This is a genomic window from Bacillus sp. TH30 (genome assembly GCF_016650875.1).
Taxonomy (GTDB): domain Bacteria; phylum Bacillota; class Bacilli; order Bacillales; family Bacillaceae_G; genus Bacillus_A; species Bacillus_A mycoides.
In genome coordinates this window covers 5,012,202-5,036,864 of record NZ_JAEKEY010000002.1, presented here as the reverse complement: position 1 = coordinate 5,036,864, position 24,663 = coordinate 5,012,202, and the positions used below count along the sequence as shown (strand labels likewise).

General features: G+C 35.1%; 20 protein-coding genes, 1 pseudogene and 3 other annotated features. Of the genes and pseudogenes, 3 read left to right on the top strand and 18 right to left on the bottom strand.

The window, feature by feature from the left end:
- Positions 1-28: 28 nt before the first annotated feature.
- From JFU20_RS27910 to JFU20_RS27895, 4 genes are all read right to left on the bottom strand, one after another.
- Positions 29-574, bottom strand: coding sequence for a GNAT family N-acetyltransferase (locus JFU20_RS27910; RefSeq protein WP_002013405.1), 546 nt, complete (start codon positions 572-574; stop codon positions 29-31).
- 15 nt (positions 575-589) lie between these two features.
- Positions 590-1,291, bottom strand: a complete 702-nt coding sequence (locus JFU20_RS27905; protein WP_002013404.1) for a nucleotidyltransferase domain-containing protein — start codon at positions 1,289-1,291, stop codon at positions 590-592.
- A gap of 16 nt (positions 1,292-1,307) precedes the next feature.
- On the bottom strand, positions 1,308-1,991 hold the full coding sequence (locus JFU20_RS27900; RefSeq protein ID WP_002013403.1) for a DNA alkylation repair protein: 684 nt from the start codon (positions 1,989-1,991) through the stop codon (positions 1,308-1,310).
- A 148-nt stretch (positions 1,992-2,139) separates the two neighbouring features.
- On the bottom strand, positions 2,140-2,796 hold the full coding sequence (locus tag JFU20_RS27895) for a hypothetical protein (RefSeq protein ID WP_002013400.1): 657 nt from the start codon (positions 2,794-2,796) through the stop codon (positions 2,140-2,142).
- A 216-nt stretch (positions 2,797-3,012) separates the two neighbouring features.
- Between JFU20_RS27895 and JFU20_RS27890 the strand changes: the two genes are divergently transcribed.
- Positions 3,013-3,840 carry a peptidoglycan-N-acetylglucosamine deacetylase gene (locus JFU20_RS27890; protein ID WP_002127847.1) on the top strand — a complete coding sequence of 276 codons (828 nt, stop codon included), beginning with the start codon at positions 3,013-3,015 and terminating at the stop codon, positions 3,838-3,840.
- A gap of 43 nt (positions 3,841-3,883) precedes the next feature.
- Here JFU20_RS27890 and JFU20_RS27885 read toward each other — a convergent pair whose 3' ends face one another.
- Together JFU20_RS27885 and JFU20_RS27880 are read right to left on the bottom strand one after the other, a co-directional pair.
- Complete coding sequence (locus tag JFU20_RS27885; RefSeq protein ID WP_201039152.1) at positions 3,884-4,309, bottom strand: WapI family immunity protein; 426 nt, start codon at positions 4,307-4,309, stop codon at positions 3,884-3,886.
- A gap of 118 nt (positions 4,310-4,427) precedes the next feature.
- The gene (locus JFU20_RS27880) at positions 4,428-4,973 is read right to left on the bottom strand and encodes a TetR/AcrR family transcriptional regulator (protein WP_002013396.1); all 546 of its coding nucleotides are present in this window, start codon (positions 4,971-4,973) and stop codon (positions 4,428-4,430) included.
- A 173-nt stretch (positions 4,974-5,146) separates the two neighbouring features.
- Between JFU20_RS27880 and JFU20_RS27875 the strand changes: the two genes are divergently transcribed.
- Positions 5,147-6,595, top strand: coding sequence for a DHA2 family efflux MFS transporter permease subunit (locus JFU20_RS27875; protein ID WP_201039151.1), 1,449 nt, complete (start codon positions 5,147-5,149; stop codon positions 6,593-6,595).
- A 47-nt stretch (positions 6,596-6,642) separates the two neighbouring features.
- Here the strand turns inward: JFU20_RS27875 and ltaS are convergent, their stop codons facing one another.
- From ltaS to JFU20_RS27845, 6 genes are all read right to left on the bottom strand, one after another.
- Positions 6,643-8,616, bottom strand: coding sequence for a lipoteichoic acid synthase (gene ltaS / locus JFU20_RS27870; protein WP_002165580.1), 1,974 nt, complete (start codon positions 8,614-8,616; stop codon positions 6,643-6,645).
- A 680-nt stretch (positions 8,617-9,296) separates the two neighbouring features.
- Entirely contained in the window at positions 9,297-10,922 is a 1,626-nt protein-coding gene (locus tag JFU20_RS27865; RefSeq protein ID WP_002013447.1) for an ABC-F family ATP-binding cassette domain-containing protein, read from the bottom strand.
- 312 nt (positions 10,923-11,234) lie between these two features.
- Positions 11,235-14,351: an MMPL family transporter gene (locus JFU20_RS27860; RefSeq protein ID WP_002165579.1), complete on the bottom strand. Its 3,117-nt coding sequence runs from the start codon at positions 14,349-14,351 to the stop codon at positions 11,235-11,237.
- Positions 14,352-14,602: 251 nt separating this feature from the next.
- Positions 14,603-15,169, bottom strand: coding sequence for a TetR/AcrR family transcriptional regulator (locus tag JFU20_RS27855; protein ID WP_002013443.1), 567 nt, complete (start codon positions 15,167-15,169; stop codon positions 14,603-14,605).
- A gap of 126 nt (positions 15,170-15,295) precedes the next feature.
- Complete coding sequence (locus JFU20_RS27850; protein WP_002127860.1) at positions 15,296-15,751, bottom strand: NUDIX domain-containing protein; 456 nt, start codon at positions 15,749-15,751, stop codon at positions 15,296-15,298.
- Positions 15,752-15,861: 110 nt separating this feature from the next.
- Positions 15,862-17,025 carry a GNAT family N-acetyltransferase gene (locus JFU20_RS27845; protein ID WP_201039150.1) on the bottom strand — a complete coding sequence of 388 codons (1,164 nt, stop codon included), beginning with the start codon at positions 17,023-17,025 and terminating at the stop codon, positions 15,862-15,864.
- 127 nt (positions 17,026-17,152) lie between these two features.
- Between JFU20_RS27845 and JFU20_RS30820 the strand changes: the two are divergent.
- A pseudogene (locus tag JFU20_RS30820) lies at positions 17,153-17,270 on the top strand (IS1595 family transposase); the annotation flags it as partial.
- Positions 17,271-17,314: 44 nt separating this feature from the next.
- Here the strand turns inward: JFU20_RS30820 and JFU20_RS27840 are convergent.
- From JFU20_RS27840 to JFU20_RS27815, 6 genes are all read right to left on the bottom strand, one after another.
- Positions 17,315-17,821, bottom strand: a complete 507-nt coding sequence (locus JFU20_RS27840; RefSeq protein ID WP_002013438.1) for a SpoIIAA family protein — start codon at positions 17,819-17,821, stop codon at positions 17,315-17,317.
- Between the two features lie 17 nt (positions 17,822-17,838).
- Positions 17,839-19,128 (bottom strand): 3-phosphoshikimate 1-carboxyvinyltransferase, encoded by a 1,290-nt coding sequence (gene aroA, locus JFU20_RS27835; protein ID WP_002013437.1) that lies wholly within the window; start codon positions 19,126-19,128, stop codon positions 17,839-17,841.
- A 16-nt stretch (positions 19,129-19,144) separates the two neighbouring features.
- Positions 19,145-20,245, bottom strand: a complete 1,101-nt coding sequence (tyrA, locus tag JFU20_RS27830) for a prephenate dehydrogenase (protein ID WP_002131144.1) — start codon at positions 20,243-20,245, stop codon at positions 19,145-19,147.
- Complete coding sequence (gene hisC, locus JFU20_RS27825) at positions 20,238-21,338, bottom strand: histidinol-phosphate transaminase (RefSeq protein ID WP_201039149.1); 1,101 nt, start codon at positions 21,336-21,338, stop codon at positions 20,238-20,240. Before hisC ends, tyrA begins: the two co-directional genes overlap by 8 nt.
- Positions 21,339-21,356: 18 nt before the next feature.
- Positions 21,357-22,529, bottom strand: coding sequence for a chorismate synthase (gene aroC, locus JFU20_RS27820; protein WP_002013434.1), 1,173 nt, complete (start codon positions 22,527-22,529; stop codon positions 21,357-21,359).
- Positions 22,530-22,582: 53 nt separating this feature from the next.
- Positions 22,583-22,802: a binding site (T-box leader), on the bottom strand.
- Positions 22,803-22,811: 9 nt separating this feature from the next.
- Complete coding sequence (locus JFU20_RS27815; protein ID WP_002013433.1) at positions 22,812-23,888, bottom strand: bifunctional 3-deoxy-7-phosphoheptulonate synthase/chorismate mutase; 1,077 nt, start codon at positions 23,886-23,888, stop codon at positions 22,812-22,814.
- 194 nt (positions 23,889-24,082) lie between these two features.
- Positions 24,083-24,319: a binding site (T-box leader), on the bottom strand.
- Between the two features lie 54 nt (positions 24,320-24,373).
- Positions 24,374-24,610 (bottom strand) — a binding site (T-box leader).
- Positions 24,611-24,663 lie beyond the last annotated feature (53 nt).

Sequence of the window (24,663 nt, the reverse complement as noted above, 5' to 3'; positions counted from 1 at the left end):
CCATCCCCTTTTAGTTTACATAACATTTTTATAGACTATTAAATAAAGATTGATATTCTTCTTTTAACATACTATAACGATAGCGATGAATGAACTTACCTTGACGTAATCGATCATTTCTCATTATTCCTTCACAAACAAATCCTGCTTTTTCATAACTCTTTCTAGCTTGTAAATTATCTTCGTCTACTCGTAGCCATATTTTTTCTAATTCGAATACAGAAAAGCCAATTTGTAACATACTGTATAGGGCTGCTATTCCATATCCTTTACCCCAATATTCTTTATTTCCAATTGCAATCCCTAGTTCAGCATTTTTATTTGTATTATCAAAGTTTTTTAGGTCTACCCATCCAATGTGTATACCTTCCTTTGTAACGATAGCTCGTTGTTCATAACCATTCTTTCGACTTATGCATGCTTCAATCCATCTTCTCGTATCGCCACGAGTGAACGGTGGATATTGATCTGGTACAACTAAATGTTTTGTTACTTCTGTATCTAATGACCATTGATATCGATCTTCTACATCTTCTTGTGTCAATTCTCTTAATTGAACGAATGGTACATTCATTTTGCTATCCCCTTTTCATTTCCCGATAGAAAACCCTTCAAAAACTCTTCCTCCATACTGCTCTAACGTATTTTCTATAAAACTAATTAATTCATTTTTCTCCTCTGTTTTATAAAAATGATCAAAAGCCGCTACAAAATGTTCTGCATATTGCTCGTCATACCTTCTTAACACTCTAATAAACCATTTTGAATTTCCAAGCCATTGACCATTTACCCTTAAAACATATTCATGTACTAAATCAGCTAATAAATTGGCGATGAACAATTCTTCTTCTCTCTTTGTTGCACCAATGAAATCATCCAAGGTATCCGTAATAAAATAGCGTTTCTGCTTCATCGTTTCTTCTGACCATTTTTTGGGTCCTTTATTTAATAAATCATTCGCTTCTCTTTTAAGTATCTCTACAATTTCATCTTTTCCTTTTAACACAATACCTTCTGAAACTAATTGAGGTAATGAAGGTCGTCCGCGCTCACAATCACTTTTGAAAAAGGTTTTATACGTTTCAAAATTATGTACGAATACTTCAACAGGCCAACCATTACTATAGAAAGATTCTCTATAACAAGATGACAAACTTTGGTCGAATATTACAATATCAAGGTCAGATGTTTTCGTAGCCTCTCCTCTAGCAACACTTCCCCCTAGTAAAGCAACATCACAATTCGAAAATTGTGATGTAATTATGCTTTGTGCCGCTTCAATTGGTTTCATAACCGTTCCCCTTTTCTTATTTTACTTTCTTTTTTTCAGCTCTTTCTCTCGCTTTTTTTATATACGGTTCTGCGTCTGGTGTTTTGCATGACGTTGCCCCGTGATCAACTTGTACTTTCCCAATTTCACGTGCAATTTCAATCGCTTTTCGCTCTAAGTCTTCATTACGAATTCCTATCGCGATTAAAGCACTATTCATCGCTTCTTTTTTTCTATTTTTTTCATTATGTATATTTGCTTTAATTTCTTCTAGATACGGAGTGAAGAATTCATCATGTAACGTTTTATTTTTAATCGCTATATTCGCTAATAATGACCAACCAGCTCTTCCAATCCATTCTTCATCAGACTTCGTCCATTCTTCCATTCTTTCTATCGCGATTGGTGACGTACATATAGCTGTCATAAGAACGTCCATTAAACAATAGTACTCAACATCCTGAACCCATCTATTTAGTTGTTCTGACGTTAGTTTCTTCGGATCTAAAATCATCGTTGCTAAAGTCATTGCGTCCATATTTTTTGTTTCCCATAATGAGATTGCTAAATCATGATCCTTTTTTATCTTCTTTTTCAACAATTTTAAATTTGCAAAACTAACTCCAAATAACGGCTCTTTTGCCCCATGATTTTTAAAGATTTTACGGTTTTGTTCTGTTCCATATTCTTCTAGTTGCTGCATTACTTCTTCAAGTAACATATGTCCACCTCTTTTATATATTTTGTTGCCTTCACATATGTATGTACGATATATTCTACATTATTTTTTGGTTTTCCTATATTTATTTTTTAAATACGGTATGTGAAATTTTTATTGATTTTCTTTAAAACAACAAACATCCTCTTCCTTATTTTTCACACGGTTGTTCATTCACACTCTGTATACAATACTCCACAAGCGCATTCAACGGATTTATTATGTTCCTTCCTATTATATTTTCTACCCTTGTAGCAGCATCTACCATCGATAATTGTGCAACTAAAAACATTTCATTTCTATCTTTCATAATTTCATATAAATACTTTTCTAATTTAGCATCATGCTCTTCTTTACGACCTTGCATAATTAATTCAAATATCCCCTCTATCACTTCTACTTTTACATGTATGGATTTATTATTCTGCCGAGCGTATTGTTTTAAACGTTCCATCGTTCCTGAAACCGTACGGTTATTTGTAAATAGTATTGTCTGTGGCTCTTCAACCTGACAAATCATTTCAAAGAATGGCTCATCAATTTTCAATATAGGTATGTCTATTTTGAAATTCTCATCTAATAACGTGATATAATCTGTACAAGTTATTAAAAGTGTATCTACATCACTTTCAGCTATATACTTTATAATATCTTTTAAATTATTTCGTGCTTGTTCTCGTTCTATTTTTAGTCTGTGTGATAAGATTGGATCTACAAAATGGAGTATTTCTATTTCAAAAAATTGCAACGCTCGGTCAATGTATTCAATATTTGAATGATGAGCATGTAAACAAGCTAATTTTTTCATACTTATCCTCCCTTTCTAAAACAAAACGTGAATGAACCATTTTACATGCAGTTCCATTCATTTAATTCTTGTTTCATTTTTTCAAACCTGCAAAACAGTGAAATCTTACATACTTTTTAACAAACTTTTTTGCGCTTGTAAAAAAGTTTTTTTGCATTTCCCCCTCTAAAATTGCTAATATAGTAGAGTAGAACTTTTATAGAGAGTAGGAAAATTATGCACAATGGAATTCGGATGACAACTTTAGTGAAAAGGGCTCTGTTGATTTGCGCTGGGGTATTATTTACATACGAAGCTGCTTACGGATCAACACATATCGCTCTAGCAAGTACAGAGGATGAAGCGAAATCTGTTCAACTTGTAAGTGAAATTCAAACGTCCCTTGCTCCGAAAGAAGCTCCAAAGCACTATAACGGGCAAGTTAGAAAAGTCGCTTACTTAACATTTGACGATGGTCCTGGAAAATACACAGCTGAGCTTTTAGATATGTTAAAGAGTGAAAATGCAAAAGCAACATTCTTCCTAATTGGTTCAAACGTAAAAGCTTTCCCTGATCTTGTAAAACGTGAAGATGCTGAAGGCCACTATGTTGGGATGCACAGTATGACTCATAACTATAAGAAACTTTACACAGAAGGTCATTACGTTGATGAAATGAAAGAAGACCAAGGCTTAATCGCTGGCGTTCTAGGAAAATCTCCAGTATTAACTCGTCCATCTTACGGCTCAATGCCAGGGTTAAATGAAGCTCTTCGCAACAAAGTTGTTGAAAATGGTTTAAAAGTTTGGGATTGGACAATTGATTCATTAGACTGGAAATACAACAAAATGCAAGTAGACGCTGCATCTGCTAAAATCGTAGAAAACGTTCTACATGGTGCTACAAACCCAACAGAAGTTATTCTAATGCACGATATTCATCCACAATCAGTTAAAGCAGTACCTGGTATTATTAAAGGGCTGAAAGAAAGAGGATATGAATTAGAAGCCTATAATGAGAACGAACACTTCCCATTAAACTTCTGGCATGATAATCGTATGTAATAAAAAGACTTGATTCCCTCTAGTAGGTTATCAAGTCTTTTTATTATCGTTTTGGAAATTTCCTTTGTTGCTCTTCAATAGAACGAATAATATTCTCCCTATCCTCTTGAGTTATACCGATAGAAAATTCGTATTCTTCTTCCTTACACCATGTGGGGTTAAGTTCCAGCGATAAGCGAATAACAATGTTAAACTCCCCTGCTTTTCCCCCCATAAATTCAAACGCTAAATTTGGTTCTATGAAATCTAGTTCGTTATATGTAGGGTTTGGTAAAGATTCAAACCATTTTATCATGTACTGTAAATCGTATGTTTGTAAAAAAGGATCCATCGTTTCAAAAACTTTATTTTCTTCTGATAGTTTCGCTTTTACTCTTAACCAATTTCTATCACACTCGTCTTTTGCATCTGAATATTGGTAATTTACAACCTCTAAATGTAATGATATTTTTTCATTTTGAAAATTCATGCATATCCCCCTTCTATCTCTGGATCTTTTGTTTTATAAATTTTTATTAATCCCGATACTTTAAATTATACTAGGTTATTTTAATCTTTTTTTAATACGGATAAATTGTTTGCATTTATTACCCTTTATACATGAAATAAATTTGATTTGCAATATAATCTGAACTAAAGTGAAGTCCATTCCTTATCCACCACATGATAATACCTACCAATGAAGCTGTTTTAATATCAACCGCAACATAATCATCAGGCAGATCTTTTTTCGTATTCTCTCTTCTCGTTTCTATTAACTCTTTTAAAAATAAAAATAGTTGCTCCTCAAATTGATTCATTTTAAATAATATAAATAAATAATTTCGATGGATATATAAATAATCAAGTAATTGTGTTAGCTTTTGTTTTTCTGATAAATCTTTTGCATGTATTAAATCAGCTATTTTATTTGAAAGTTCATTTGAAATCTCATTCGTGATTTGGTCTAGTAAATCTTGAATATCTTGATAATGTAAGTAAAAGGTTGTTCGGTTTAATCCTGCTTTTGTTGCGACTTTCTGAACCGTTAAACTTGAAATACTAGGATTCTCACATAGGAGAGAAAAAACAGCATTTTTAAACATTTCTCTTGAACGAACTGTACGAGGATCTTCTTTTTTAGGTGTAGACATTTTGAAACTCCTTTATAGATTTTCTCTTTACTTACTCGACAGTGCATACCTTCAGTGCCGAGTAGTGAACATTTTCAACAAAACAGTTCATGGTCAAAGAAAATTTATTTTGTTACCATTAATTTTATCGACACAATGTCGATAAATCAAGACAACAATGAAGGAGTTTACCAATGCAAAAGGAAATATCAGAAAGAAATAAAAAAATTATATTAATTGTGCTCATTTCCGGTTGTTTTTTATCAACATTAAATCAGACGCTATTAAATGTAGCGATGAGTAATTTAATGGAAGTATTTGATGTTACAGCTGCAACCGTGCAATGGCTATCAACAGGCTTTATGCTCATAAATGGCGTTCTAGTGCCAATTACTGCATTTTTAATGAAACGATTTACAACAAGGCAGCTGTTTATTAGCTCAATGCTCTCTTTGTTTATCGGGACTGTTCTTTGTGCATGCGCCATGAATTTTGGCATTTTGTTAACAGGAAGAATGATTCAAGCAGTTGGAGCAGGAATTATTATGCCACTAATGATGACAGTTATTTTATATTTATACCCTAGTGAAAAACGTGGAAGTATTATGGGAACCATCGGTTTCGCCATAATTTTTGCGCCAGCCATCGCTCCAACATTATCTGGCTTTATTATTGAATATGTATCATGGAGATGGTTATTTATTGGATTCGCTCCATTTGTATTAATCGTTATTATTCTCGCGCTAAAATATTTAATGAATGTTGCTGAGACAACAAAAGCAACATTAGATATCGTAAGTGTCATTTTATCAACGATTGGCTTTGGTTGTATTATATTCGTATTTAGTAGTGCAGGAAGTAAAGGTTGGGATCATCCAGTTGTTATTACTACAATTATCATCGGAATAATTGTTACAACTCTATTCTGTTTACGTCAAATAAAGTCTAGCGATCCACTATTAAATTTATCCGTATTTAAGTATAAAATTTTCACTCTTACATCAGTCATTAACGTACTCATTACGATGATTATGTATGCTGATTTAATTCTTTTACCGATTTACTTGCAAAACGGACGAGGTTTTACTGCTTTTGAATCAGGTTTACTTCTATTACCTGGAGCTGTAATTAATACATTCTTATCACCTATCACGGGTAAAATGTTTGATAAATATGGGGCAAAACCACTCTTTATTACAGGTTTAATATGTATCATTATATCGATGTGGGATGTAATTGATTTGACCGAATCCACCACTTATATGTATTTAATGGTTCGTACCATTATTCTACGCATTGGACTAAGTTTCATTTCGATGCCTTTAAATACAGCAGGTTTAAACGCTTTACCAAGAGAACTGGGTTCACATGGTTCCGCAGTGAATAATACCGTACGTCAATTAGCAGGTGCTATAGGAACAGCAGTCATTATTACTGTGTATACAATTCAATCCACTTCACATACTTCACAGTTATCTAGTGAGAACGGAAGCATATCAGCTATGCAAGTAACGAAATTAGCTTCTATCTTCAGCTCAAGTGATGCCTACGTATTTATGTTAGTCTTATCCTTTGTAGCTTTGATTATTGCATGTTTTATGCCTAAAAAAGTAGCACTCCAAAAATCCGAAAGTAAATCTTAAAACAAAAAATCCTACTCGTTTTCTATACGAGTAGGATTTTTTATTATTTATTTCGTTTCCCCGTCTTCAGTCGTCTTCACCTTCGTTTTATCTTTATCACGATTGTTATAGTTATATTTAGAAGGTTCTACCGGTGTAAATCCTTCTGGTGTGTAGAATCGTAATAAGTCACCGTTAACAACTTGGTCGGAGTATTTTAGTGATTTTTGAACCATTTGCTCATTTTGTTTTATTTCATCTGTAAATTCTACAGGTTTCCCAGTCGCTGTATCATAGTATTTGCCGTTAAGTGCAGTAACTGTTGGGCTTACGTAGTTACCGTTACGGAACGGAACGACTTGTTTATGCTCTGGTGATAATAAATCTGATCCGAATTGGACATAATTTTTCGTATCTGTACCTAGTAAGTGTAATAACGTTGGAAGAACGTCAATTTCTCCGCCGTATTGATGTTGTACGCCGCCTTCCATTCCTGGTACGCGAATGATTAATGGTACACGTTGTAATTGAGCATTTTCAAATGCGTTCATTTCTTTACCCATTATTTGAGACATTGCTGCACTATGATTATCTGAAATACCGTAATGATCACCGTACATAACGATAATTGAGTTATCGTATAGACCAGATTGTTTCAAGTAATCAATGAATCCTTTTACAGATTCATCTAAATAGCGTGCTGTTTGGAAGTACGTATCTACTGATGAATCACCTGTTTTAGCTGGTTCAATCGTTGCTTCCGCTTTATCAATCGGATAAGGGAAATGGTTCGATAACGTAATGAACTTCGTATAGAACGGTTGTTTCAACGTTTGTAATAACGGAATTGATTCATTAAAGAACGGTTTATCTTTTAAGCCATAGTTTACTACATCTTTTTCATTCATATCGTAGTATGACGCATCAAAGAATTTATTAAAACCAAATGATTTATAAATTTCATCACGGTTCCAGAATGTTTTGTAGTTACCGTGGAACACTGCTGATGTGTATCCTTGTTGTCCTAAAATAGCCGGTGCTGATTGATACGTGTTATGAGCTTTATTTGTAAAAACAGATCCTTGTGGTAATCCAAACATTGAGTTCTCTAACATGAACTCCGCATCAGATGTTTTCCCCTGTCCTGTTTGATGGAAGAAGTTATCAAAGTATAACGTATTCGCATCTTTTGTAAATGAGTTTAAGAATGGTGTAACCTCTTGACCATTTAGCTTGTAGTTTAGTAAAAAGTTTTGGAATGACTCTAAATGAATATAAATTACGTTCATTCCTTTTCCTTTACCGAAATACTCAGGGTTTGGACTTGCATAAGTTGATGAAAGATAGTTTCTAACTTCTGTCATATTATCTCCATCTGCTAATGCTCGTTCTGTTGATGCTTTCGCACTTTGAATACCATCATAAATCGTAAAGTTGTACGCCCCTAAATATTTCACGATATAATTGCGGTCAAATGTTCTTGTTAACAATTCAGGACGGTCAGATTCTGCCAGACCTAAGTTAACACTAAATAATAAAATACCTGCTACAAATACTAGAGATAATTTATGCTTCGCAACACGGATTGGTTTAGGATTTACAAATTTCGTTGCGACTAAAACAATTAAAATGATTGTATCTAAGAAATATAGTGGATCATATAAGTGTAGCAATGCAAAAATACTACCACCTAAATCTCCAAAGTTATTCGATTGTGTTAATGTCGGGAACGTAATAAAGTCGCTGAAAAAGCGATAATATACTACGTTTGCGTATAAAAGTATAGACATTAGCAAATTAATAATAATTAACCAAATGTAAGCTCGTTTCCCTTTTGCGAATAGTGCGAGCCCTAAAAATAGAACCGCTGAGCTTAACGGGTTGAAAAACAGTAAGAACTTTTGGATTGTGTTCGATATCCCTAAATTAAATTCTGTCACATATGCGGCATATGTTTTTAACCAAAGTAAAATAACGGCAAATACGAAAAATCCAAAATGATTACTTAATACTCGTTTACTCTTCAATAAAAATTGTTGCATCTCTCCACCTCTTTTGATCATCCAAGGCTTATTTTATATAAGTCTGTCTCTCTATTCAATTTTTCTTCTTCAAATAGATTTTATTTGTTTAACTATATGAAGAATATTAGTAATTATAATTTGTAGCTTTTATTTATTCAACTATTTCTTTTTAAACATTTTGACCTTGGTTTCTATTTAACAAAATACATTTGTAACATTTCCTGTTTTCTCCCAGGGGCTCATCCACTAATTATGACTCCACAAACTATAATCCTTTATTTCCTCATTTGCAAACTAACCTATCTCCAATTTTGGTACATTCATGTAAACTATCCAATTTCATAAAATAAAAAATGTAGTTTGGGCAATTTGCTCAAACTACACTTTTTCGACTACCGTTTATCATCCTTTGTAGCTATTCCCTCTTCTTTTAACCAATTCTTTCAGTCCCATGAATATTACATTCCAATCATGCTCAGAGCCATCCTTCAGGAGTATTTCCCGTTACTTTATCCGTCCCTTCCAATGTAAAAAATCATTTCAGGGTTTATCCACGCTTCAAAAATTTCTTACCATCGCTAATGTTATTTTTGAATAATTATTCATTTTAATCCTCCCCCACTTTATATTAAAACGAATATTTGTTTACTTAAAAAACCCCCGCTCTCATAAAAGAAAGCGGGGGTTTTAATCATTCATTATTGACCTTTGTACATTGCATCAACTTGTTTTTGAAGTTCTTCATTTTCTAAGAACTCATCATACGTCGCTACCTTATCAACTACACCGTTTGGCGTTACTTCGATAATACGGTTTGCAATTGTTTGTACGAACTGATGGTCATGAGAAGTGAATAGTAATGTTCCTTTAAATGTGATTAAACCGTTGTTTAATGCTGTAATAGACTCAAGGTCTAAATGGTTCGTTGGATCATCTAATGTTAATACGTTTGCACCGCTTAACATCATTTTAGATAACATACAACGAACTTTTTCTCCTCCAGATAAAACAGAAACGTTTTTCTTTACTTCTTCACCAGAGAATAGCATACGGCCTAAGAAACCACGTAAGAAACTTTCTGATTCATCTTGTGGAGAGAACTGACGTAACCAATCAATTAAAGTGTAATCACTGTTCTCGAAGTACTCAGAGTTATCTCTTGGGAAATGAGCTTGAGATGTTGTTACACCCCATTTGAATGAACCGCTATCTGGCTCCATTTCACCCATAAGAATTTTAAATAATGTTGTCATTGCAATATCGTTACGGCCGATAAATGCAACTTTATCACCTTTATTTAAAGTGAAGTTCACATTATCTAATACTTTTTCTCCGTCGATTGTTTTAGAAATACCTTCAACCGTTAATAAGTCATTTCCTACTTCACGCTCTGGTGTGAAACCAACGAACGGATAACGACGTGATGACGGTCTAATATCATCTAATGTAATTTTATCTAATAATTTTTTACGAGAAGTTGCTTGCTTCGCTTTAGATGCGTTTGAGCTAAAGCGCGCAATAAAGTTTTGTAACTCTTTTACTTTCTCTTCTTTTTTCTTGTTAGAATCTTGCGTTAGTTTTAATGCTAATTGGCTTGACTCATACCAGAAGTCATAGTTACCAACGTATAATTGAATTTTACCGAAATCAAGATCAGCCATGTGCGTACATACTTTATTTAAGAAGTGACGGTCATGGGATACAACGATAACTGTATTATCAAAGTTCATTAAGAAGTTTTCTAACCATTGAATCGCTTTTAAGTCCAAATGGTTGGTAGGCTCATCTAGTAATAGAATGTCAGGTTGACCGAATAAAGCTTGAGCAAGTAATACTTTTACTTTCTCTGCCCCTGTTAATTCAGACATCTTTTTATCATGAATATCTTCACCAATACCTAATCCTTTTAGAAGGATTGCAGCTTCTGACTCAGCTTCCCAACCGTTTAGCTCAGCGAACTCACCTTCAAGTTCTGCAGCACGCATGCCATCTTCATCACTAAAGTCTTCTTTCATGTAAATTGCATTTTTCTCTTGCATTACTTTATAAAGACGTGTGTGACCCATCATTACTGTTTCTAGTGCAGGGAACTCTTCATATTCGAAGTGATTCTGTTTTAATACTGCTAGACGCTCACCTGGCGTAATATGTATGTCACCTGTTGATTGGTCAATTTCTCCAGATAAAATCTTTAGAAATGTTGATTTACCAGCACCGTTTGCTCCAATTAAACCGTAGCAATTACCTGGCGTGAATTTTATGTTAACATCTTCAAATAATTTGCGATCTGCGAAACGCAAACTAACGTTACTTACTGTAATCATTTGTGTCCTCCTACTAATACCGCTTATTTCAGCGTTTTCTCACCGATTGTCTTAAAAAATCGCATATTACGACTCAATTATTGTAGACTATAGCTATTATATAGTAGAAGCTGGATGAATAGCAACGGTTGATTAGCTTTCTACAACGAAATCGAATAGTTTTTATCCATTCCCCTAGCTATTTTTTGTATATCATCGACCTCTTTCTAATATCCCTATTCGCTTCTCATTCTGTAATACATTGAAGCATTTTTTCATTTCATATTTTATATACAAAAAACCTGTAGAGAAAACATTCCCTACAGGTTTTTCTTATTTCGTATTTATTATTTTCTCTTTATAACTCTTCAATTTACTCGTCAATCCTATTAAAGCAGGTAACAATATCGGCATTACAATTAAAGCTAATAGTAAAAGAGCAACACCAACAACGGATGCTACTTGTATAAGTGTCAATACTCCTGAAGGAATTAACGCTGCAAATGTCCCTCCTAAAATAAGTGCCGCTGATAATACGACTCCTCCTATGTGACGAGATGCATTTACAATTTTCGTTACTGAATCCCCTTCTAGCTCATTGTATCGCATCATAACGAAGATGCTATAATCCACTCCTAAAGCGACAATCATAATGAAGCTAAAGAATGGAACATTCCAGCTTAATGACTCTACGTTTAATACATGTGCACTAATTTGTTCACTTATACCAAGTGATGCAAAGTACGCTAAAATTAACGACCCAATAATAAAGATTGAGTTTAAGAATGAGCGTGTAATCACGATTAATACAAGCGAAATCCCTAATAACATAATCGTAGCAGTACGTAGGAAATCTTGCCCGGTTACTTCTTTTAAATCAACGTTTCTAGCTGTTGTCCCGCCAATTGCTTTTTTCGCATCATTTAGTTCTGTTCCCTTTAATGTACCATCTATCGTTTTATTAATTTCTTGAATGATAGGCATCGCTTCTTTTGAATACGGGTTTACGTCTAAAATAATTGTCATTTTAGCAGTCTTTCTATCATGTGACATGTACGTATTCAATGCTTTTTGGAAATCTTCTCCTTCTAAAACTTCTTTCGGAATATAAAATTTCTCAGAGCTTTTCGACTCATTTAGCTCTCCTAAATATTTTTGAGCGTCACCTAGACCGTTACTTACTTTTCCTAAACCCTCTGTACTTTTAGATAAACCTGATTGCAATTGCCCCATCTTTTCTTGTAAATCTTTCAGTCCAGTTAATAGCTGTCCTTGCCCATCGTTTATTTTCGTTAATCCAGATTGTAAGTCAGCCGATTTGTTCGAAATTTGTTTTGAACCTGTAGCCCCTTCGCTCAATCCTTTGTTCAGCTCAGCAGCCCCTTTTTGTAACTTGGTAACTCCATTGTTCATTTCTTTTAAACCGTTATCTACTTTCAGTAACGATTGATTCGCTTCTTTAAATGAATTCATCGCTGCTTTGTGCTGCGTCGCTAATTGATTTAATTCGTTGGAAAGCCCACTCAATTGCTTCTGAGCCTCTTTTGCAATTCCTAATGTTTGCTGCACATTAGGATCATTTGCTAATTCTGGTTTTGTTTGAATGAAATTGTTCATTAACGTTTCAATTTGTTCATATCCTTTTTTCGCACCATCAATCGCTTGAGAAATACTTCTGAAATATTGATCGTACGAACTTAAACCTTTTTCTAACTGAGCATAACCAGCATGAAGCTGCGAAGTTGCATTTGACAGGGCATTGATATTTCCGTTTAATGATGCTAGCCCATCCTCTATTTGCTTCGCCCCTTGTGCTCCATTGTTTATTCCATTCGATAATTGATTTAAAGCTGTCCCTAATGCTGATACTCCATTTTTCGCCTCGTTCGTTCCATCAATTAACTTTTGAACATTTGCAAGACTATTTGAGTCATTACTACCCATTTTATCTTTCGCATCAGTTAACCCTTCATTAATTTCTTTTATGCCACCATTTGCATCTCCTAAGCCTGTATTCAATTCTCCGGCTTGTTTATTTATATATAATTCTTTAATCTTATCTCCAGTTGGACGCGTCGGTGAATATACTTCTGAGACTCCTTTAACTTTCGAGATTTTATCAGTAAGTTCATCTAAAGTTTGTAAAGAAGTCGCCTCATCTAACTTTTTATCCGATTGAATGACTAACGTACTTGGTGAAGAAAAACCAGGCGGAAAATGCTCTTCTATTACGTTAATCCCCATTTTTGATTCATATTTATTATCCACTTCAAATAAATCATTGTAATTAAGCGTGTTAGAATATTTTAATACGAATGGAATCGATATCACGAATACGATAATTAAAGCGATAAATGGTCTTGCTACTGAATTTTTTGCAAAGAATCCCCATAAGCGACTATCCTCATGACCTTTAAATGTTTTAACTGGATAAAACATTCCTTTTCCTAAAAGCACCATGAAAAATGGATTTAAAGTAGTTAATACGAGTAGTAGTACTGCGACACCAATTGCTACCGCTGAAGTAGATTGATATAATTTAAAACTCGCTAAAGCAAGAGATGCAAAGCCAATTAGTACTGCTATCCCGCTATATAAAACGGTTTTACCTGCCGATTTAAACGTTTCTTTCGTAGCCAAAAATGCATTTTCTTGTTTACTTAATTCTTCTTTAAATCTTGTATATAATAAAATGTTATAGTCTGTTCCCACTCCAAACAGGACGACTACTACAAACACTTGCGTAAAGTTTGAAAACGGAAAATTAAATTGATCTACAAGATGGGCAATAATCCCCATTGAAATTAAATACGAAACACCAACTGTAAGAAGAGAAATAATCGGAACAACTGGTGAACGGAATACAATGATTAATACGACAAGAATGAAAATGATCGAAATAACTTCTGTCTTTTTCACGCCCTCTTGAGAGGATGTAAGAAAATCACCCGCTATTAAATCACTTCCTGTTAAGTACGTTGTAACTCCTTTCGTTTGTACTTTTTCATGAAGATTATTTACATTTTTTGGTATTTTACCATGTTTTTTATCTACCGATATTTGCGTTAAAATAGTCGTATTATCTTTAGAAACTAATTGTTTCTCCAGTTCTTTATTATCTAAATGTGAAACGACTTCCTTAATTCCTAATTGCTCTTTTTCATTTTGCAGGGCATTGATCGTTTTCGTTATTTCCTCTTTTTGCTCATTTGTTAAAGCCTTCTTACTTCCACTATTAAAGACAGCTATAATTTCATACTTTTCAGCCCCTTCTTTATCCATCTCCTTTATCATCTTGTCAGCAATACTGCTTTGTTCTGTATTAGGAATCGTGATTTGCCCTTTTTCCTTCACTAACTGATCCATATTAGGCATCGTTACGATCATTGCAATAGTAATAACTATCCATAATAGAAAAGATAAACTTCTCCAACTTTTTAGCTTGCTCATTTGAATCATCTCCTGTTATTAGAGTTTCATGGTGCATAGAGAATGAATATTCATTCCCTGTTTTTGAAAATATCTTTTCGGAATGAACGTTCATTCCTATTATCCTATTAAATTTTTTTCAATTCTATTAAATCACTCCTTGCGGAATGAATATTCATTCCTTTAATTGTACAGATATATCATCTCCTGTAATCGTTTTTTATATTTATTTAGGAATGAATGTTCATTCCTGTCCTTATAAAGCTATAGAATCAAATGATTCTAATAGCATTCCAAGAGCTTTCTTCCAATTCTTTTACTAATTCTTTTGAGTATTCTAACTGCCCTGTCGCCATTACTTTTATTAATTTTTCAAGCGGTTGATATACAATAATAATTAAAGCAATTATAGGCAATGGACGAAGAAAACCTTTTTCGATTCCATCTTCAATAATATTCATAAAGAAGCCTATAAAATCGTCAAATATTTTCTTACTCTGTTCATCAAGAAAATAACTATCACAGTGCGAATTTGTAAAAAGAAAAGCATCCACATTGTTTCTCGCAAATTCAAATAAACGGTTATACGTATGACTAAACTGTTCTCGAATATTTGCTTCAACAGGAAAATCAGTTTTTATTGTTTCAGATAGCTGTAGCATGCTTTTTGAAAATAATGAGTTAACGAGTGCCTCTTTATTTTCAAAATAGCGATAAATAGTACCAGCGCCGACATTTGCTTTTTCAGCGATCATCGGAATTGTCGTACCATCGTAACCACGCTCTGCGAAAAGTTTTATAGCAGCATCAAAAATATCCTCTTGCTTATTTTTAGCCATTTTTCTCACCTCAATTTTCAGGAATGAAAATTCATTCCGTTTATAATTATAAATTACATGAATTAAAAGTCAAGTGTGTAAATACGCTATTGAAACATTTATCAAATAACACACTCAATTAAGATATTAATACATTTTTTGCGTTATCCCATCAAAAAATTTCTTTGTATCATCATGACTTAAAACCCTCAATACATCTTGTATCTTAAAAAATTGAACTTGACTTATTTCATTATCTTTTGGATGTAAATCTATTCTGTCACCTATATATTCTACATAAAACATAGTAGTTTCTTGCTCTTCATATCCAATTTTCATTTTGAGTTCTTCAGGAAAGCCAAAGCAAATTTTATCTTCAAATTGTTTTATAACTTTAAACTTTGTAGATCCAGTTTCTTCTTCCAGCTCTCTCAAAATAGCACTCTCTAAATCATTATCTGTATGTTTCACTCCACCTTTAGGAAAATCCCATTCCCCCTTTGACATAGCATATTCTCCATCTATGTCGCTAATTTTCACCTTATGTACCAATAAAAATTCACTGTGTTGGAATACGACCGCACCTACGGCTTGCCTAATCATTTTACTTTTCCTCCTAAAACAATGATTTCACTCTATTAAATAGAAAAGTACTATAATAAAAAGTTTATCATTATAGTACTTTGTTACTCATACATAGAACATGACATTAATTAAAAGAAATCATAAATAAACGGCTTACGCACCAGCACTACATTCTCAAATGCACGTATCTCCTCTTCGCTACCGCTTATTAAGTCTATTTCATTTAATTCTAGCGGTCGCTTGTAACCAAACATAATAGTAGATAACGCATTAATATCGATTTGAATTCCATTTTCTTTTGCTGTTTCTTCTTTAACGATTGTTATTTCGTTATTTTTAAGTTGAACCGTTACGTTATTCCACGGTGCAAATGAATCTGTAATATGTAAAATTACTTCTTGCTCTTCGTTGTTCCAGTTCCATTCATATTGTTTGAAAAACTGTTCTACATCTACAATTCTTCCCATGAAATATGGAGTTACTTCTGCTTTTACTCGTGGTTCTTGTAATGTGTAAAGAAGTGGTTCTGTCTCACTTAGTATCATTTCTAGATCTTTAATCATAGAATCATGTTGGCAGATGAAGTTCCAAAGACCATTTCTCGCTTCATTATGTAATGGGACAAATTCTTTTACTGTCATTTTAGAATTCTCTATTTTGTATAACATGTAACCAGCCGCCGTTTTATTTTCATCATAGTAAACTGCCAATGTTAAATCATGATACACCGCTTGTAGCCACCATTTACGTCCGCGAACTAACATACCAGAAAATCGTTCTGCAAATGTTTCATATAGATTCTCTACTTCTTCTGGATGATTATCTTTACTAAAACGTTTCACTGTACCATTCACTTGTTTTTTAATTATTAAATCGCTCTTTGTCATCTGACATACGATTCGATTCGCACAAAGTTCCCAGCCGTATTTACGATAAAATGAAACGGCAAATGGATGTAACATCGATACACTATATCCATCTCTTTTCATAGTTTGCAGTGAATGCTGAAGTAACTCTTTTACATATCCACTTCTTCTATATTCCGGATACGTCGCTACCCCCGCAACGCCGCCCATTTTAAACTTTTCTTTTCCTATGTAAATATGAAAAGGAATTAAGTGCAACTTTGCAGCTAACTCTTCTCCTTCCATAATACCGTATATTTGATGGCTTTCCTTCATTCGTGTAATTTGCTGCTCTACTCGTTCTTCATCTGCTTTATATTGAAAAGCATATTCTGATAAACGTAATGCTTCTCTAAACTTATCTTCTTTTAATTGTATAACGTTCATATATTTCTCCTCCATTCCTCGTTTGAATTATATCATAATTCAAACTATTATAGTTCGGTAAGTGAAATTGCGAGGATGTTTCAACAAAAGATATCGATTTAGAAACAATCTAACATAAAGGCTCTTTTCAACTGCTTTCTATTGGCGGCATAAGAATATTAAACGCCTTGCGTTCTCTTGGGTTTGCGAAGCTAAGAGGTACCATTGAAAGTGATGAAACTTATGACAACGGCAACATTACGGGCATAAAAAAACCAGTTGATTGAGAGAAACTGGTTCAATAAAGGTTTTATATTGGATATTCATTCAACCAAATTAATGCTTGTTCATAATCATCGAAAAATTTCACGGATTCTTTTGTATTGGATTGTTGTAAATAATTCATTATCTCCCCTTCTTCAAGGAGAAACGCAATTGCCTTACTGTGATTCAAAATGGTTTCATTGAAGAACTTATCTTTCCATGCTTTTTGAACAGAAAAATGATCTGGCGTGTATCCTTTTCTATCCACCAACAATTTGTATTTCCGACCCTCGGAAATGAATTGCTGACAAACCTGCTCGAAGCCATTAAACCATTCATAAACATCAGCTGTATTAATCTTGCCAATTAGATGGGTAACAATTAAATCCCCTGAAACTGTTGTGCTGATATTCTGTTTACTCAACTTGGAACCATCTCCCTTAGTTACAATTATGCGTAAAAATCTCATAGAATCAATAAGGATAAAATTCTTACGTAATAAAGAAACATTATTTAAGAAAAAAGCCAACATAAAAAAGCAGATACATTGCATATCTGCTTCTCATCACTTTATTTAGCTAACGTTTGCAGTTCTTCAAAAAATGTAGGATACGATACACCTACTGCTTCTGCATCTTCAATCGTTGTTTCTCCTTCAGCTATACAGCCGGCAATCGCAAGCATCATTCCAATGCGGTGATCACCGTGACTATGTACTGTATTTCCTTTTAGCTTACATTTACCGTAAATAATCATTCCGTCGTCGGTCGCTTCAATACGAGCTCCTAGTTTCGTTAGTTCAGCAACGACTGTATCGATACGATTCGTTTCTTTCACTTTTAGCTCGTGTGCATCTTTAATGACTGTAATTCCATCTGCTTGTGTTGCCGCTAAAGCGATAATTGGGATTTCATCAATCAGTCGTGGAATGATATCTCCACCGATTTCGATTCCTTTCAGCGGCGATGTTTCAATTGTAATATTTGCAGCAGGTTCTGATGCTCCTTCGTTAATCTGCTCTACAGTAAACGTAGCGCCCATTTTCTCAAGAACATCAATAATACCTGTACGAGTCGGATTCATTCCCACATTTTGTAATAGTAGTTTACTATTTGGAATAATTGCACCTGCTACTAAGAAAAATGCCGCTGATGATACATCACCTGGCACTTGAACATCTGTTGCGGTTAACTTCTGTCCTCCTGCTAGTTTCACTGTTTTCCCCACGCGAGTTACTGTAACGCCAAACGCCTCAAGCATTCTTTCTGTATGATCGCGGGAAATATGAGGTTCTGTAACAGCTGTTACACCTTCTGCGCGAAGGCCTGCAAGTAAAATAGCTGATTTCACTTGCGCACTTGCTACCGGTGAAGTATATTCAATCGCCTTTAAATTCCCGCCTCGTATTGTGAGCGGCGTAAACGTTCCTTCTTTTCGGCCATCAATTTTTGCACCCATTTGCTTTAGTGGATTTGTTACACGTTGCATCGGTCTCTTCGCAATTGAAGCATCACCTTGCACGCAAGAAAAGAATGGGGTGTTTGCAAGTATTCCTGACATTAATCGAATCGTTGTACCAGAATTACCAACATCTAATACAGCTTTTGGCTCTTGTAAACCTTCTAATCCTGTTCCAATTACCGTAACTTCGTCTCTATTTTGTGTAATCTCTACTCCCATTTCTTTAAAACAAGAAATAGTACTTAAACAATCCGCACCAGGAAGAAATCCTTTAATTGTTGTTTTACCTTCCGCGATTGCGCCAAACATGACAGCGCGATGGGAAATTGATTTATCTCCAGGGATTGTAATTTTGCCATTCAATCCGTTATTTACAGTTTGTACTGTTTTTTCTTTCACGTTGTCACCCTCCTCATTAAATTGTTTCATACGTTTGGTATTCTTCTTTTCCGAGCGCAATTTTTGCCTGCGTTCGATCCTCTTCTCTTTGGAAACTAATTCGTAAAACTCCGAGCAATCCTTCTCGCGCTTCTAATATTTGCAAGTTCGTAATACTAATTTCTTCTTCTGCTAGAATGCTTGTGATATGGGCTAATGCCCCTACTTTATCTAAAACGTCGACGTATAAGTCGTGATAGGCAGGAATCGCCCCTCTTTTTCGAACTGGTAAAGAGTCACGATATTCTTTCGCATCTGCAAAATAACTTTGTATTTCTCCTGCATCTCCTTTAGAAACCGTCTTATATAGCTCTTCCATTTCTGAAATCCATTCTTCTAATAGTTCCAATAAATGCCCTCGATTTTGCTTTACGATATCACTCCACATTTTCGGACTACTTGATGCAATGCGTGTTATATCTTTAAATCCGCCTGCCGCTAGTTGATGAATAAGCGGATTATCACCAGCATGTTTCTCAACTTGTTTTACTAATCCTGCTGCAATTAAATGTGGGAAATGACTAACTATTCCTGTTATATAATCATGTTCTTTTGTATTTAATACAAGAAAATGAGAGCCTGTTCCTTTTAACCATTCTTTCAACTCTTCTACTCGCTCATCTAATACATGATTCATCGGTGTTAAAATGTAAAATGCATTTTCAAATAAATGCGCCTTCGCACTTTCAACTCCTGTTTTGTGAGAACCTGCCATCGGATGTCCGCCGATAAATGAAACTTGCTTTGTTAATAAAGCTTCTGCTTCATTCATGATTGTCCCTTTCGTACTTCCTACATCGGTAACAATGACATCTTCTCGTAAATGAAATGATGCAAGTTTGTGTAACAACTTTTTCGTTTCTTCAACTGGAGAGGCAAATACAATTAAATTTGCCTCCTCACATGCACGCTGTAAATCTACTGCTACTTCATCAACTACATGTAATTCTTTTGCGCGCTCTACTTGCTCTTTAAATATGTCATAACCGATAATCGTTACATCGTGCTCTTTTTTAATCGCTAATGCAAGTGAGCCTCCTATTAATCCAGTACCGATTAATACTACCTTTTTACACATTTTCCTCATCTCGAGACTTACCTTTTTTATTTTCAAAGTGTTGTTTTAACACTGAAATCACTCCTTCATTTTGTTCCCTAGTTCCGATTGTAATACGGACACCATTTGGGAACGGACGAATAATAAACCCTGCATGCGCACAAGCTTCATAAATTTCCCCAGCATCATCTACCAGCAAGAAGATAAAGTTCGTTTGTGACGGATAAAATGGAATTTCATTTTCCGTACAAAAACTCTCGTATTGTTGTAATCCTTCTGTATTAACACGAACTATTTCTTCAATAAACGCTTCATCGTTAAAAGCAATCGTCGCTGCTTTTTGCGCTAATGAAGATACGTTAAATGGCAAACGTACGACATTTAATTTCTCGATTAACTCTTCCTGTCCAATCGCATAACCAACGCGGAAAGAAGCTAATCCGTACGCTTTAGAAAACGTTCTAAGTACAAGAATGTTGTTATGTTTTTCTAGAAGCGGTAATGTCTCAGGGAAATCTTTTGCTGTTACGTATTCATAGTACGCTTCATCAATGACAATTAACGTATTTTCACTAATGCTTTCAATGAATTGAGTCAATTTTCGCTCATTCACATATGTGCCTGTCGGGTTGTTCGGATTACAAATCCATACGATTTTTGTATGTTCATCAACTGCTGAAGAAATTTCATCTAGATCATATACACCGTTCTTTAAAGCAATTTCTTTCACTTCACAGCCTTCAATAATTGCATGATGACGGTACTGAGGGAATGTCGCGCCAGCAGTTACGATATTATCTCCTTTACAGAGCACTGCACGACTTATAATTTGAATGACTTCATCAAGTCCACTACCACAAAGCACTTGTTCCATTTGCACTTGTAATTTCTCTGCAATTGTTTGACGGAGTACTTCAGCACCTCCGTCAGGATATAAAGCATGTTCCTGCCACGATTTTTGTAATTCTCCTAAAACACGCGGTGAACAGCCAAATGGATTTTCATTTGATGCTAACTTAACAAATGAATGATTCCCGTATACTTCTTTCATTTGCTCTGGTGATTTACCTGGTTTATACGGTTGTAATGATGATAGTTGATCTTTTACTCGCATGTTAAATCCACCTTTTCATTAAAATTCTTTTGCGTATTTGTTATGTTGCGAAATATTTTGTTTTAGTAATTCCATGCGATCTTTTCCGAATTGCTCGACTAGTGCACCGGCAAGTTCCCATGCAACGACAGCTTCAGCTACAACACCTGCTGCTGGTACTGCACAGCTATCAGATCTCTCAATACTCGCTTGGAACGCTTCTTTCGTATCAATATCTACGCTTGCTAACGGTTTATATAATGTAGGAATTGGCTTCATTACGCCTCTTACGACAATTGGCATACCTGTTGTCATACCGCCTTCTAAACCGCCGGCATTATTCGTATTTCTCGTGTATCCTTTTTCTTCATCCCATAAAATTTCATCGTGCACTTTACTTCCCGGCTGTCTTGCCGCTTCAAAACCAATTCCGATCTCAGCACCTTTAAACGCATTCACGCTCATAATAGCACCGGCAAGTTTTGCATCTAATTTGCGGTCGTAATGAACGTAGCTACCAACTCCAATTGGCATTCCTTCTGCAATGACTTCGACAATACCGCCTATAGAATCTCCGCTACTTTTCGCATCATCAATCGCATTCATCATTTCTTGTTCTACTTCTTTATCTAAACATCGAACTGGTGAATTTTCAGTTATCGTTTGAATTTCTTCAATTGGTAAGTTTGAAATACGCTTCGCTTGTACCCCACCAATTTCAAGAACATGTCCTGCGATTTCCACGCCTAGTTCTTTCAAAATTTGTTTCGCAACTGCACCAGCAGCAACACGAACTGTCGTTTCTCTTGCAGAAGAGCGCTCTAATACGTTTCTTATATCACGATGGCCGTATTTAATTGCCCCGTTTAAATCCGCATGTCCTGGACGTGGTTTCGTTATAGTACGTTTCATTTCTTTACTTTCTTGCTCCGAAATTGGTTCAGCACCCATTACTTTCGTCCAATGTTTGAAATCATCATTTTTTACGATTAACGTAATTGGTGAACCAAGTGTCATTCCGTGACGTACACCACTTGCAATTTCAACTGTATCTGTTTCAATTTGCATGCGTCTTCCGCGCCCATGCCCTTTTTGTCTTCTTAATAATTCTTTATTAATATGTTCCGCTGTTAATGTTAAACCTGCTGGTACACCTTCTAAAATAACTGTTAACTGCGGCCCATGTGATTCTCCAGCTGTAATGTATCTCATTTCTCTTGCCCCTTTACTATTTTTTTGTACAAAAAAGTCCCTACTGAGCGCTCAGTAGGGACGATGTTTATCGCGGTACCACCCTAGTTGTAGACTTCTTTCGTCTACCTCTCTTCTTCTTTAACGATCGTTTGACCGTCTTTCTCTCCAAAAGTTGGCGGGAAAGATGCTCCAAGGCTGTAATTCATGCTTACCTTTGTACTGATTCACACCGGCCATCAGCTCTCTTTAACAGTGAGATAAGCACTACTGTTTCCTCTTCAGTGCATTTATGATATGGAATTAAGATAATTTATTTTTGAAACCTTTTAACTCATCCATGAATCTATGGAATTCTGGAATATCCATTTGTTGCGCAGAATCTGATAACGCAACTGCTGGGTCTGGATGAACTTCAGCCATTACTGCATCTGCTCCAATAGCAAGTGCTGCTTTCGCTGTTGGTAATAGTAAATCTCTACGTCCAGTTGAATGTGTTACGTCAACGATAACTGGTAAATGTGTTTCTTTCTTTAAAATCGGAACTGCTGAAATATCTAATGTGTTACGTGTCGCTCTCTCGTATGTGCGAATACCGCGCTCACATAAAATAATTTGGTCGTTACCTTGCGCAATAATGTATTCCGCCGCATTTATGAACTCATCAATTGTTGCTGCTAACCCACGTTTTAGTAATACTGGCTTGTTAACTTTACCTACAGCTCGAAGTAAATCGAAGTTTTGCATGTTACGTGCTCCAACTTGAATTACATCAACGTATTCTAGCGCCATTTCTACGTCATTCGGATTTAAAATTTCACTAATAATCGCTAAGTCGAACTCATCTGCTACTTGGCGTAAAATTTGTAAACCTTCTACTCCTAAACCTTGGAAATCGTATGGAGATGTTCTCGGTTTGAAAGCACCACCGCGCATTAATTTTAAGCCTTGGTCTTTCATAGCTTGCCCTACTTGGCGAACTTGCTCTAAACTTTCTACCGCACAAGGTCCCATGATGAACGTTTGTGTTCCGTTTCCAATCAATTCGCCTTTCACATTAACGATTGTATTTTCTTTTTTCTTTTTACGTGAAACTAGTAACGCTTTACGGTTATCATCTTCTTGTAATTCTAAGCTTGCTTTGAAAATCGTTTTGAAAATATGTTGAATCGTTGACGTTTCGAATGGTCCTTCGTTATGCTCTGCAAGCATATCAAGTACTTCACGCTCACGTACTGGATCAAAGCGTTTCGTACCTTGTACTTGTTTTTGCTCCCCAATCTTTTGAACGATTTCACCGCGTTTGTTTAATAGGTGTAATAATTGTAAGTTAATTTCATCTACCTGTTTACGTAATTGATCTAATTCGTGATTTGCCATTTGGAAATCCTCCTCTAATGTTTTAAAAGTATAGTAAGAGAATGAAAAATTCTCTATTTTCTGAACTGGCTAATTATACAAATTTAAAGTGGAATCGATACCTCTTCTTATTTTAAACTAATAATTACCATAAAGACACTAACTACTAGTTAATAAGCCACTTTTTTGTACAAAAAAGCCCTACTGAATACATCAGTAGGGACGATATTTATCGCGGTACCACCCTAGTTGTAGACTTATTTCGCCTACCTCTCTTCATTGTTAACGATCATCTGACCGTCTTTCCCTTCATAAAGACAATAACTATCTTTACTACGAAAAAGATGCTCCAGGACTGTAATTCGCTCTTGTTTTTGTACTGGTTCGCACCAACCACCAGCTCTCTGTTACAGGGAAACAACAACTACTGCTTTTCCTTTCAATGCATGACTATTTTATTTTCAAGTTGGACCACTAAAATACAAAAAGTCCCTACTGAATACATCAGTAGGGACGATATTTATCGCGGTACCACCCTAGTTGTAGACTAACTTTCCGTCTACCTCTCTTCACTGTTAACGATCATTTGACCGCTTTTCCTTCATAAAGACAATACTATCTTTACTACGAAAAAGATGCTCCAAGACTGTAATTCATGATTATCCCTGTACTGGTTCACACCAACCACCAGCTCTCTGTTACAGTAAGACTAACCACTACTGTGATCTCTTCATTGCACTTTGTTTATTCAAATGTTTTTGAAATTGAATAAGTATGATTCGTATTATAGAACGCT